Annotated in this window: 6 protein-coding genes and 3 pseudogenes; all 9 read right to left on the bottom strand. The window is 72.6% G+C overall.

Annotation, left to right across the window (positions count from 1 at the left end; all coding sequences use genetic code 11):
• The 9 genes and pseudogenes from L2X98_RS11515 to L2X98_RS11475 all read right to left on the bottom strand — a co-directional run bounded on the left by L2X98_RS11515 (position 1) and on the right by L2X98_RS11475 (position 12495).
• The gene (locus L2X98_RS11515) at positions 1-732 is read right to left on the bottom strand and encodes an FHA domain-containing protein (RefSeq protein WP_259613294.1); all 732 of its coding nucleotides are present in this window, start codon (positions 730-732) and stop codon (positions 1-3) included.
• A 975-nt stretch (positions 733-1707) separates the two neighbouring features.
• Positions 1708-2196 (bottom strand): annotated as a pseudogene (locus L2X98_RS11510) (serine/threonine-protein kinase); the annotation flags it as partial.
• Positions 2197-2346: 150 nt separating this feature from the next.
• Entirely contained in the window at positions 2347-3576 is a 1230-nt protein-coding gene (locus tag L2X98_RS11505; protein ID WP_259610994.1) for an FHA domain-containing protein, read from the bottom strand.
• Positions 3576-4418, bottom strand: coding sequence for a PP2C family protein-serine/threonine phosphatase (locus L2X98_RS11500; protein ID WP_259610993.1), 843 nt, complete (start codon positions 4416-4418; stop codon positions 3576-3578). The genes L2X98_RS11505 and L2X98_RS11500 overlap by 1 nt, the downstream gene beginning before the upstream one ends.
• A gap of 23 nt (positions 4419-4441) precedes the next feature.
• Positions 4442-5716 carry an RDD family protein gene (locus L2X98_RS11495; RefSeq protein WP_259610992.1) on the bottom strand — a complete coding sequence of 425 codons (1275 nt, stop codon included), beginning with the start codon at positions 5714-5716 and terminating at the stop codon, positions 4442-4444.
• Complete coding sequence (locus L2X98_RS11490) at positions 5713-7893, bottom strand: transglutaminase-like domain-containing protein (RefSeq protein ID WP_354002754.1); 2181 nt, start codon at positions 7891-7893, stop codon at positions 5713-5715. The genes L2X98_RS11495 and L2X98_RS11490 overlap by 4 nt, the downstream gene beginning before the upstream one ends.
• Before the next feature lie 532 nt (positions 7894-8425).
• A pseudogene (locus L2X98_RS11485) lies at positions 8426-8722 on the bottom strand (DUF58 domain-containing protein); the annotation flags it as partial.
• Between the two features lie 614 nt (positions 8723-9336).
• Positions 9337-10307 (bottom strand): annotated as a pseudogene (locus tag L2X98_RS11480) (AAA family ATPase).
• Positions 10308-10335: 28 nt separating this feature from the next.
• The gene (locus L2X98_RS11475; RefSeq protein ID WP_435526191.1) at positions 10336-12495 is read right to left on the bottom strand and encodes a fibronectin type III domain-containing protein; all 2160 of its coding nucleotides are present in this window, start codon (positions 12493-12495) and stop codon (positions 10336-10338) included.
• Positions 12496-12845 lie beyond the last annotated feature (350 nt).

Below are 12845 nucleotides of genomic sequence, written 5' to 3'. Positions count from 1 at the left end.
TCAGGCGTCGTCCTCGTCGTCGCCGGCCTCGGCGTCCAGCAGCGGGAGGTCCTCGCGGGTGACCAGGCGCGCGGCGATGGCATGCTCGACCAGCCGCACCCGCCGGTTCGTCGCGTAGGAGCGGGCGCCTCCGCGCATCCCCGGCACGCCGATCCGGTCGAGCTTGTCGCACACGTTGTCGAGCTTGCGGTTGAACCGGGTCAGCGTCCAGCCCAGTCGCTGCGCGGCCTGCGCCGACGTGGGCAGTTCGCTCATCCCGGCTCCTTCGCGCCGCAGCACGGGCTCGGCCAGCGCGAGGATCATGACCCGCTGGCTGTGGGTGAGCGGCACGTCGCCGATCGTCGACTGGCCGTCGTCCTCCTCGAACCGCACCGTCTCGCGGAACGCCGGCTCGGCGGCATGGACCACGAGCTCGTACGTGGTGGGTCCGGCGCTGAAGATCACCGTGGTCGTCTCGAACACGAGCGGCAGGCGGGCGCCGGGTGCCAGCCATGCCTGCACGCGTCCGCCCGAGTCGGTGACGGTCGCGGCCAGCCGCGACCCGACGTTGGAGAGCAGCCACAGCCCGTCCTGGCACTGGATGGTGAGGAAGTGCCGGTGCAGGAACAGGTTGTCCTCGAGCGCCAGGTCGCCCTCGCGGCCGACCGTGAACACGCTCCCGGGATGCACCGGGAACCGCTCCCCGGCGAATTCGACCGTGACCGGCTCGTCCTTCGTCTGCGCGTCGGTCATGACACGCACTTCGTCGTGGCCTGCGAGGCTGCCGCCGTCGGCGCGCAGCGTGCTGACGGCGATGCAGGTCCGGCCGGAGTCGTCGGCCGGCTGGGTGACGGTCGCCTCGTCCACCTTGCGGGGCTGCCCGGGGCATCCGCCCGCGACACGTCCTGCCAGAGGAAGACGTCGTCGGCGGCGCCGTCCGCGTTCTTCCACGTCCACACCACCTGGCCGCCCTTCACGGTGCCGGTCAGGTCGGTGGGGGCCGGCACGGTCGCCGGCAGCGCGTCCTGCGGCTTGCTGGTCGTGCTGCTGGCCTTCGGCTCGGCGCTCGCGTCGCCCAGGAGCGCGGGCAGGGCGACCAGGGCGACGATGACGATCGCGACCACGAACACTCCCGCGCCGATTCCGGCCCACAGGCCGATCTTCGGCCGGGAGCGGGCGGCCGGGTCGGCGGGCGCATCGGCGAGGGCGGGGGCCGGGGGCGACCCCGGGATGTCGGGGATGCGCATCACCGTCTCGTCCAGCGACGGCGCGGTCGCGTGCGCGGCGGCCGGCGTACGCACGACGGTGTCCTCGGAGGCGGCCGGCCCGGGCAGGGTGGGCGCCGGCCGGGTCGGGGCGGTGGTCGGCGGGCCGGCGTGGGTGACGTCGGCGGGATGCGTCAGCCCGGCCGCCGGCGCGGTCTCGGGGTCGATGCTGACCACGCCGCGCACCCGGGTGAGGCCGTCGTCCTCGTCCTCGACGATGTCGTCGGGCATCCCGTCGTCGAGGATGTCGATCGGGGCCACCGCCAGCGACAGCTCGATCTGCACCTTCTGCAGCGCCCGGGCCAGTTCGAGCGCGGACGGGAACCGGTCGGCCGGGTTCTTGGCCATCGCACGTTCCAGCGCGCGCTGCGAGCGACGGGGGCACGTCCTGCCGGCCGAGCGGCGGCACCGGGATGGTCTCGATCCGCTGGATGAGGTCGGCGGCGGTGTTGCGCTGGCCCTGCAGCTCGAACGGCGAGCGCCCCGCCAGCAGCGTGTACACCGTGGCGCCGAGCGCGTACACGTCCGAGCGGACGTCGCTGCGCGGCACGTCGGCGAACGACTCGGGCGGCGACCACGGGATCGACAGCCCCGCCGACTCGGCGGCCGCCGTGGTGGTGGAGGCGATGCCGAAGTCGGTCAGCGCGGGCCGGTTGTACTCGGTGACCAGGATGTTGGCCGGCTTGATGTCGCGATGCAGCACGCCGGCGCGGTGCGCGGTCTCGACGGCGGCCGCGACCTGCACGCCCACGCGCAGCGACTCGGCGACCGAGAACGGCTCGCGCCGGTAGCGCACCTGCAGGTTCGGCTTCGGGCAGTACTCCATCACGAGGTAGGGGCGTCCGTCGCCGGCCACCCCGGCCTGGTAGATGGTCACGATCGCGGGGTGCGTGGACAGCATCGCCATCACGTTCGCCTCGTCGGTGAACTCGCGCACCGAGCCGGACGACATCCGATCGGTCAGCAGTACCTTCACCGCGACGCGGCGGCGCGGCAGCTTGCTGCTCGTACAGGTAGACGTCGGCGAACCCGCCCGACCCGAGCAGGTCGATGTACGTGAAGCCGGGCAGCTCCGGCGGCGCGGCGGGGGTCCGACGGGGGCTCACGCGATGTCCTCCACGGTCACCGTGATGCCGTCGCCGAGGTCGAGCACGTCGCCCGGCACGACGACGTTCCGCTCGCCCGGGTGCAATCGGACCGGGTCGGCGCCGATGCGGCGCAGCGTGGTGCCGTTGGTGGTGTGCAGGTCGGTGGCCAGGATGCTGTCGCCCTCCACCCGCACCTCGAGGTGGCTGCGCGAGATGTCCTGCTCGGGGCTCTCGACCGCGATCAGGTGCGGCAGATCGGTGCCGGTCACCCGCGTGGAGCGCGGACGGCGGCCGATGACGACCGTGCGATCCAGGGCCACCAGCTGCCCGGTCGACAGGCGCAGTCGCCCGGGTGCGGTCGGTCGCGGCGGGGCGAGCGGCTCGTGGGCTGGGTCCTCGGCCGTAGCCGCGCCGCGCAGGGCACGTGCCTGGGCGACCGAGACGGTCTCGCCGTCATGATCTCCGCGGACACGCACGGAAGCCACTGTATCGGCGACGTCCGTCGCGTCGGAGGTGTCGGCGGCCGGCACGCCGTGGGGCGGAGTGGGCGCGAGATCGAGGGGGATGCCGGTGATCTCGGGGATCAGCGTCGCATCCGCCGGCACCCAGGTGTCCAGACTCGGCTCGGTCCCTTCCGTCGGCTTCGGCTCGGGTTCTGCAGGCTCGGCCTCGAGTTCGGGCTCTTCGGGTGCGGGCTCTTGCACGGCCTCGGGCGCGGGTTCTTCAGGGCCGGCGGGGACGGGCACGGCGGCCGTGACCGCAGGCACCGGCTCGGACCCGTCGGCCGCGGCATCCTCATGGGTCCAGTCCACGGTGACCGCCGACGCGCGCACCACGCCGTCGCGCAGCGGCAGGCGGACGTCGTCGCCGTCCCCGGAGGCGGACAGCTGGATCTCGGTGCGGGTGATCCCGGACAGCACCCGCTCGGACCAGGTGGTCACCCCGACGCCGGTCAGGCGGGCGGGCGCGTCCCCGCCGAGGGCGGTCACGGTGATGTCGCCGCGCACCGCGACACGCAGGCCGTCGGGCTCGGCGACGGCGACCACGAACGGCGGGATGGCGACCAGCGAGGTGCCGAAGGCTCCGGTGAGCGCCTCGAGCACGGCGGCCAGGCCCCGTCCCTCGTCCACCTGCCGCCAGATGCGGGTGAGCAGATCGGTGGCGATGTCGGCGTCGATGAGCACCACCGTGGCACGGGTGGCGACCAGGTGTGCCTGGCCCGGGGCATAGCGCACGGCGACCATCAGCGGGCTCCTTCACTCAGACGCGGTTCACGGGGTCGGGTGTCGGCATCCAGGTCATCATCGTCGTCCGGGAAGACCGGCTGCGTGCCGCGGCCGCTCGAGCGGCCGTCCCCGAGGACGCTGATGGCATCGACCACGAGAGCGGTGATGTTGTCGCGCCCGCCGTGCAGGATCGCCTCGTGCACGAGCCGGGTCGCGGCCGCCTGGGGGTTCGCCTCCTCGCGCAGGATCGCGTCGATCCGCTCGTGGTTCAGCTCGCCGGTCAGCCCGTCCGAGCAGACCAGCATCCGGTCGCCCTCCTCGGCCGGGATCAGCCAGTAGTCGGGATCGCCGTCGCTGCCGGCGCCGATGGCACGGGTGATGACGTTGCGCCGCGAGTCGCGCGTGGCCTGGGCCTGGTCGAGCTCGCCGCGGTCGATCAGCTCCTGGACCACGGAGTGGTCGACGCTGATCTGCTCGAACTCGCCCTGGCTGAGCCGATAGGTGCGCGAGTCGCCGACGTTGATGGCCAGCCAGTACCCGTCGCCGTCGATGTCGGCGATCGCGACCCCGGTCAGGGTCGTGCCCGCCCCGGCGCCGCCGGCATTGGGCAGCCGCTCGACGCCCAGTCGTGCCCGGTCGAACGTGGTGCGCAGGTCCTCGACCGAGACGCTCGGCCGCCCGATCAGGCGGGAGAACTCGTCGATCACAGTGGCGCTGGCGACCTCGCCCGCCTGGTGGCCGCCCATCCCGTCGGCGACGAGGAACACCGGGGATGTCGCGACGTACGAGTCCTCGTTGAGCCGGCGCCGCAGTCCGGTGTCGGTGGCGGCGCCGGCCTGCACGGTGATGACCGGGGTCACGGCGGGATCCTGCGCGGGGGCGGTCACTGTGCGGTCTCCACGGTCACGCTGCGATCGCCGAACTCGAGGCGGTCGCCGGGTCGCACCGGGGTGCGCATGCCCGCGACGAGGCGCGCCCGGCGTCCATTCCGCTCGAGCACGACGCCGTTGGTCGAGTGCCGGTCGATCACCCAGGCGCCGTCGGCGTCGCCGCCCATCTCGAAGTGCGTCTTGGACAGCGATAGGGTCTCGTCGCGCACCGCCACCACGGTAGCGCCGTCCTCGTGGGCGGGATTGCGGCCGAACAGCGTGCGCCCGCACACGCCGGTGCGCGTGCCGTTGTCCCAGGCCAGGAGCGCGGCGGGCGCGCTGGCCGCGGCCGGCGCGGGCGCGGGCGCGGCGTCGACCTGATCGCGCGCGACGGTCGCACCGAGCGTCTGTCCCTCCGCCGCGGACATAGCCTCGCGGCCCTCGCCGGTCGGCACCGAGGGATCGGCGGTGCTTCCGGAACGAAGGACAGCGTCCTTCTTTGCAGAAGCCTCCGCGAACGGGAGTGCCGAAGGGCCGGATGCCGCCAGCTGCCCGTCGCCGGACGCCTGCGCGCCGCGGAATCCGGGGACGGCGGAGATCACCCCGGAATACTCGATCGGGAGGGCGGGAGTGGCGCGCGGCGGGGCCACGAGCACCAGTGGGGTGGAAGACGGCGGGGTGGAAGACGGCGGGGTGGAAGACGGCGGGGTGGAAGACGGCGGCGTGTATGCGGCGGCCGGCGGGGGCGCGTATCCGAGCACCGGTGCGACGGAGCCGGTGGGGGGCACGGCCGGCGGGACGGAGACGGCCGGCGCGACCGCAACCGGTGGTCCCGACGGCGCCGCGGTGCGAGCGCGCGCGACGACGGATCGGGCTGCCAGATCGTGCCATCCCTGTCGATACGGGCTGCGGTCGAACAGGGGGCTGAAGTAGCCCACCACGATCGATCCGGCCAGGGCCCACACGATGTTACGCACCAGTGCACGCCAGAAGCCGATGGGCGCTCCGGTCTCGCGGTCGGCCAGCTCCACGCCCAGCAGGCGCTGACCGACCGAGCCGGCGCCACCCTGCATGAGCGTGTACACGATGCCCCACGCGACCGCTGTGACCCAGACCACGAACTGCACGATCAAGATCGCGGCGGCAAGCGTCCCGGGGTCGGCGGGGCGCAGCGAACCGAACACCGCCGCGGCGACCAGGCCGCCCACCAGGAGCACCGCGCCGAGCGCGATCGCCGCGTCCACCACGTAGGCCAGGGCGCGCGCGCCCAGAGACGCCCCTGCGTTCATGCGGTCTCCTCCTGCGGTCGCTGCTGGTCCGCATCGGTGCCATTCTGCCCGTGCTCGGCACGGTCTGCGCGCGGGCGCGGCGTCCGCGGGGTGGGAAGCCACCGCTCCAGTCGGGTGCCGAGCGGCAGCGAGCGGAGGTTGAGCCGGGCGCCCACCCGCCGCCAGAACCCGTGGGAGCGGCCGATGTCGCCCACGATCTCGTCGACGTGCTGCCAGAACCGGTCGACGTCCTGGTCGGTCGGGTCGGCCGGCCCCCACACCTGCGCGTCGGCGTGCTCGGCGAGAACCGTGACGGACGGCTGGGCGAGCGCGGTCCGCACCGCCGCGGCATCCTCGTTCCGGGTCGCGCCGGTGCGCACCGGCGTGCCGTAGTCGACCGCCCGATCCATCAGCTCGTCCCAGCCGCCGCTGATCCGGTCGGACGCGCGCTCGGCGAACTGCCGCTTGCGTCGGCGGCTGGTCTTCAGCGCTCCGATCACGAGGAACGGCGACGCGATGAGCGCGAGCACGCCCGCACCGATGCCGACGGCGCCGAGGATGGCCAGGAGGATGCCGGCGGCCGGGTTCTTGTCGTCCTTCTTGCCGTGGTCGGCCGGCACCGTCGGCGGCTCGTCCGCCGGCTGCTGCTCGGGCGGCGGCGGCTGGAGGACCTGCGGCTTGGGCTTCGACTTGGGCTTCGTGGCCTGGTCTGTGGGCACGTGGTCCTTGGGCGGCGTCGGGTCGAACGCGACCCAGCCGACGCCGGCGAACGGCACCTCCACCCAGGCGTGCAGGTCGTCCCCGGTGGCCGAGAACGTCGTGGCGGACGCGGCATCCTCCCCCGGGTAGAAGCCCATCACGACCCGCGCCGGAATGCCGAGCTCGCCGGCCAGCAGCGCCATCGCCGCCGCGTACTGCTCGTCGTCGCCGACCATCTGCTGCGAGCCGAGCAGCGCCGAGATGCGCGCGGCCCCGTGACCGGCCAGCGACCGCACCTCGCCCTCGAGCCCGTGGCTGAAGAACCCGCCGTCGGCCAGGTACTTCTGCAGCTTGCGCACCTGCTCGATGGGCGTGCTGGCGTCCGCCGTCGCCTTGGCCGCGATCGCCGCGAACGACTCCGGGACGCCCTCCTGCGTGGGGATCTTCACCGGCACGAACGGCACCTTGGCCAGCGCCTTGTCGGTGGGCTGGTCGGCGACCACCGTCTGCAGATCGTACTCGTCGCCCTTCTGCAGGCTCGCGGTGACCAGGCCGGTCGAGGTGGCCTCGTTGTACAGCGCGGACCGGCCCAGATCCTCGGCGCGGGCGCCGGTGAACGTGACCGACTGCACGGCGCCGACCTCGGGCAGCCAGACGCCGTCCAACGCGCCGATCTCCACATGCACGTCCGCGGGCGTGCCGGTCGCGGCGGCGGACATGTTCGCGCGCACCGGCGAGAACGCGCTGGACGAGCCGAACCCGGTGTCGGACACGTTGTAGACGGTGCCGCTGTACGCGTCCATCACGGCGAGCCGGACGCGGGCGCTCCCCGGCAGCCCGTCGACGGTGAACAGGGTCTTCTCGCGGTCGTCGCGAACGTACTTGCGGAATGACTGCAGCGGGCTGGCGTAGTCGTGGATGTCGAACGGCGGGATGACGACATCCCGCAGGACGTACCGCGGCGCCGCCGGAGCGGCGAACCCGCTGGTGACGACCCCGGCGACCACGGCCAGCACGATGATCCCGGCGCTGGTGGCCAGTCGGCGGCGCGTGCCGGAGCGCGTGGCCTGCCCGGTCTCGCCCAGCGAGACCACGGTCTCAGCCGGCGCCCATGCCTGCCGGAGGGCGAGCCAGCCGACCGCGACGACGGCGAACACGATGCCCTGCACGATCGGGGCGGCCGGGCTCGAGGTGCCCAGCGCGATCTGCACGATGAGGCACGCCCCGGCCGGGCAAGCGCCCAGGCGGGCCGGCGGCGCAAGCGCGAGGCTGCCGGCCAGCACCGCGGCGACCAGCACGAGCAGGAACGGCATGATCCCGAAACCGTCGGCCACCGTCAGCGGGGCGACCGTGGTGACGACGTCCTTCCACGACGTGATGACCCCGGCCGCCAGCGCGCGCAGCGAGTCGAGGGTGGGCACGAACCCGAGCAGAGCGCTGTGCGGCACCGCCAGCGCCGAGCCGAAGACGAAGTAGACGCCGATGGTCGCGGCCGCCACGATCAGGATGCCCCAGCCCAGACGGGCGCCGAGCGCGGCGACCCCCAGCCCGAGCACGAGACCGCCGAGCGCCGGCAGCAGGTACGACGGTCCGCCGAACGTGGGCCAGAAGCCGATGATCGGGACCAGGAGCAGCAGGGCGATCCCGGACAGGTCCAGGACCCAGCGCCGGGTCGGCAGCGAGACCGTCACGACAGCACCTTCCGCAGGGCCAGGGGCAAGCTCGTCCAGTGCGCCCACCGTCACCACCGACGCCTCGCCGATCCGCCGCATCGTGGGCGCCACGCCGGCTTCGGCGCGGATGGCCAGCACCCGGGCGCCGTACGGCAGTCGTGAGCAGGCGAGCCGCAGGCGCGCAGGCATCCACCGTCGATCCGCACACCAGCACGACGATCGACGCGAGCGGGACGGCGGCCGCGACCGCGCCGGCGAGGTCCTCGATCCGCCCGTGCCTGGTGCGGGATTGCTCGAGCGCGGCCAGGGAATCGAGGAACCGCTTGCCGCTGGAGGCCGGCAGCGTGCGCCCCGGCACGTGCACATCCACCCGGCGCGAGTCGCGCAGCGCGCGCAGGCCGAGCGAGCCCGCCACCGAGATCGCCAGCTCGAACTCCTGCGGTGTGCGGAAGTCGCCCGGCACCGTGGACAGCGCGATGACGAAGTGCGACCGGCGGGTCTCTTCGTACTGGCGGACCATGAGGTCGCCGGTGCGCGCCGTGGAGCGCCAGTGCACGTGCCGCAGATCGTCCCCGGCCTGGTACTCGCGCAGCGCGTGGAACGACACGTCGTCGGGCGACAGATCGGAGGCCGGCAGCCCCTCCAGGTCGCGCATGAACCCGAGCGTCTGCCCGTCGAACGCGATCGTCTTCGGGTGCACATAGAGATCGACCGGCTCGTCCTTGCGGTGCACGCGCTCGAACAGCCCGATCGGGTCGCCGCGCACGACGCTGACCGGGCCGATCGGGAGCACCCCGCGCCGGCGGGTGGGGATGGCGAACAGCTCCTCGACCGACTGGCCCGGGGCGAGCCGCTGCACGGCGAACACCCCGCGGCCCGCGCCGACCGGCAGCACCACGCGGGACGGCAGGATGGCGCGACCGGACGGGTTCGAAAGGGTCAGTGCGCCGACGGCGCGCTCGCCGACGACCACGCGGGTCCGCGTCAGATCGAGGTCGACGTCGTAGGCGGTGCGGCCGATGAGCAGCAGTGCGCACAGTGCGAGGATGACCGTGAGCACGACAGCGGCCACGACCATCTCGGACCAGCCCATCGTCTCGCCGCCGATCCACAGCGCGACGGTGACGGCGATCAGCACCCAGGTGATGGGGCGGATGACGCGGGCCGCTGCCCGCGCACCGCGGAGCATCGCGGTGCCGGCGCGGGCCGCGGCATCCTGCCACGGCGACCGCTCATCGGTCGCCGGTGCGCTGATCGTCGACGAGGTCATCAGGCCACGGACCTCGCCTGCGGTGCGGCGACGCCGTCCAGGACGCGGGCGATGACGGTGTCGGCGGTCACGCCGGAGAACTCGGCCTCGGGGTCGAGCACGAGCCGGTGCGTCCACACCGCTCCGGCGAGCGTCTTGATGTCCTCGGGGATGACGTAGTGCCGGCCCTGGCCGGCCGCCCACACCTTGGCCATCCGCACCATCGACAGCGACCCGCGCACCGAGACGCCCACCCGGGTCGACTCGTCGTTCCGGGTCGCCTCGGACAGCTGTGCGGCGTAGCGCAGCACCGCGGTCTCGACGTGCACGGTGGCGGCGAGGTCCGCCATGTCGGCCACGGCACCGGTGGTGATGATCGCCTGCAGGTGCGCCGACGGGTTGCGGTCGGCGGATCCGGCGAGGATGCGCTCGGCCACGGCCAGGTCGGGGTAGCCGATCGAGGTCTTGATCAGGAAGCGGTCCAGCTGCGCTTCGGCAGCTTGTACGTGCCGGCCTGCTCGATCGGGTTCTGGGTGGCGATGACCAGGAACGGCCGACCCACCTCGTGCGGCTGGCCGTCGACGGTGACCCGCGACTCCTCCATCACCTCCAGCAGCGCGGACTGCGTCTTCGGCGAGGCGCGGTTGATCTCGTCGGCCAGCACGATGGAGGCGAACACCGGTCCCCGGTGGAACTCGAAGGTGCGGGTGTTCTGGTCGTAGATGGTGACCCCGGTCACATCCGACGGCAGCAGGTCGGGCGTGAACTGGATGCGACTGGACGTGCCCTGGACGGTGGCGGCCAGCGCCTTGGCCAGGCTCGTCTTGCCGGTTCCGGGCGCGTCCTCCAGCAGCACGTGGCCTTCGGCGAGCATCGCCGACAGCACGAGCGCGACCACCTCGCGCTTGCCCATCAGCGCCTGGTCGACGTTGTCGACCAGGCGGGCGAAGGTGCCCTGGAACCAGGCGGCCTGTTCCGGTGTCATTGTCATCTCGATATCCGTCCTTCTGCGACCCGCGCTACCACGTGGATCTCTGATAGTCCTTGCCGTCGATGGTCACCCAGACCTGCGAGCCCGGGTCGCCGAAGTAGCAGCCCAGCTCGATCGAGCCGTTCGCCGGGAAGTCGTAGCGGGAGCCTCCCGTGAACGGGGTGCCGCCGTTCGGGCCGGTGGCGTTGCAGTACACCGTGTGACTGCCGGCGTCGAAGTGCGACACCGTCACCTTGAAGAAGGAGCACGTCGACGTCGTGCACATGCCGGACACCTTGTGGGGAGTGCCGCGCGAGACGACGGCGGTCGGATTCGGCGGATCCGCCGTCCTCGCGCTGGCCGATCCGATCGATCCCCAGCCGGCCGAGTTGTGCGCCTGCACCTCGATCTTGTGCGTCTGGGAGTAGCCGTACGTGTCGGACGTCGATCCGCTCGATGACTTCGTCTGCCAGCCGCCGCCGTCGATGCGAATGCGGGTCTGGTCGACGGCGTCGCCGTTGGCCGATCCCGGCGACCAGCTGTAGGTGATCTTCTGTCCGTTCGCCGATGCACTGGCCCCGGGCGTGCCGGGCACGCCGTAGGGCTTGGCGCCGGTGGAGGAGCCGGAGGCCGCACCCGTGTAGCTCGCGCCGTCGACGGTGGAGACCGCCCGCACGCGCACCTTGTACGTCGTGCCGTTGCTGAGGCCCGTGACGGTGTTCTTCGTGCCCGTCCAGCTGCCGGCCCAGGCACCGCCGTTGAGGCTGTACTGGTATCGGATCTCGCTGCTGGTCGCGCCGTTGCCCTCGGCGGCGGCGTAGCTGACCGTGATCTTCTGGTCGCCGGCGGTGGCCGTCGGCGTGCCCGGCGCGCCCGGCGCGACGACACCGCGCCTGGCATCCGACACCGGGCTCCACGCGCCCCAGCCGGCCTTGTTCTCGGCGCGCACCTTGTACACGTAGTCGGTCGTCGAGGTGTCGACGGTGACCGCCTGCGATGTCGTGCCGCCGCCGACGGTGACGGTGCGCAGCGTGGAGGACCCGCGCATGACCGCGAGCTGGTAGCTGGACACCGCGTCGCCGTTGTCGTTGGGCGCGTTCCACGACACCTTCATCTGCGCCTGCGATCCCACCGGCGACATCATCGACGTGGTCGGCTTGCTGGGCGCGTTCGGCGCCTTCGCCGGGATCTCGGTCGCCGACCAGGAGCTCCAGCTCGACGGCTCGGGCGCACGGTTCACCGCCTGCACGCGCACCTGGTAGGCGACGCCGTTCTCCAGCCCGTCCCACGTCATCGAGTTGCCGCTGACCTTGGTCTTCTGGGCGATGCCCGACGGCGGGGCCGGCGAGATCTCCAGGTTGAACGACTCGACCGGCGAACCCGGCGTGGGCGGTGTGACCCACGAGACCTTCAGGCTGCTGTCGCCGAAGACGAGCTTGGGCGCCTGGGGCGTGTCGGGGCGGGCATCCGGACGTGCCGTCTCGGACGCGGGCGAGGCCGGCGACGGGCCGACCCGGTTGGTGGCGACGACGGTGAAGTTGTACTCGACGTTGTTCGTCAGCCCGTTCAACGTGCAGGTGGTGGCCTGGCACGCCTTGCTGTACCCGCCGCCGACGGCGGTCACGGTGTACCCGGTGATGGGCGCGCCGTTGTCGACGGGCGGCGCCCAGGACAGCACCACGGTGCGGTCCTGCACGCTCGACACGGTGGGCTTGCCGGGGGCCGCGGGCACACCCTGGACCGTGACGATGACGTGCCCCTCGACCTCGCGGTCGGGGTCGCCGGTGGCGTCCTGGATGCGGTAGCGCACCGTCATCCGGCCCACGAAGTCGGCGCTCGGGGTGATCTGCAGGTGGTCACCGGCGACCTCGACGCCGCCGGAGCCGGCCTCGGTGACCGCGGTCGTGATCTTCAGCGGCTTGTCCGGGAACGGGTTGAAGTCGTTGTCGAGCACGTCGACGCGGATCGTCTTGCCCTGGTCGGCCTCATCGATCACGTCGTCGTTGGCCGTGGGCAGCGGACGGGTGGATGCCGTCACCTCGACCGCGACGGATCCGGCGACCGGCTTGGTGTGGCCGTCCGAGATCTCCAGGCCGATGCGCGCCCGCGTGCCCTTCGGGGTGGAGGCATCCGCCGCCACCTTCAGCGTCTGCCCGTCGATCGTGGCCGTCAGCCCGCCCGCGGCGCCCCCGGTGATGCGGTAGCTCATGCCCGTGAGGTCGCCGGCATCCAGATCCTTCGTCAGCGCCCGCAGGTTCAGGCCGACCGCATCCTCGCCGGGCGCGACCTTCATCTGGCCGTTGGTGAACGTCGGCTTGCACGTTGTCCGGAGGGGTCACCGTGATCGGCAGCACGAGGGTGGCCTTGTGCCCGTTCACATCGTCCGGCCCGGTGCCGTCGGTGACCTCGAACGTGAGCGCGTCCGGTCCGGCGTACCGGCTGGCGGACGTGTACACCAGCGTGTGCTGATCCTTCACGAGGTCGGCGCCGTCACCGTGGATCGCGGTGACCTTCTCGGCCTCGGTGATCACCGCGCCCCCACCGCGCGAGACCCGCACG

Origin of the sequence: Microbacterium elymi (assembly GCF_021582895.2) — a bacterium.
Classification (GTDB): Bacteria; Actinomycetota; Actinomycetes; order Actinomycetales; family Microbacteriaceae; genus Microbacterium; species Microbacterium humicola.
The sequence above is the reverse complement of the archived record's forward strand: the minus strand, read 5'-3'. Positions and strand labels throughout refer to the sequence as shown.

What these genes read in the sequence shown, in the direction of transcription:
- L2X98_RS11475 (WP_435526191.1), bottom strand. Translation starts at nt 12,495, where the DNA reads ATGAGCTACCGCATCACCGGGGGCGCCGCGGGCGGGCTGACGGCCACG.
- L2X98_RS11505 (WP_259610994.1), bottom strand. Translation starts at nt 3,576, where the DNA reads ATGGTCGCCGTGCGCTATGCCCCGGGCCAGGCACACCTGGTCGCCACC.
- L2X98_RS11515 (WP_259613294.1), bottom strand. Translation starts at nt 732, where the DNA reads ATGACCGACGCGCAGACGAAGGACGAGCCGGTCACGGTCGAATTCGCC.
- L2X98_RS11495 (WP_259610992.1), bottom strand. Translation starts at nt 5,716, where the DNA reads ATGAACGCAGGGGCGTCTCTGGGCGCGCGCGCCCTGGCCTACGTGGTG.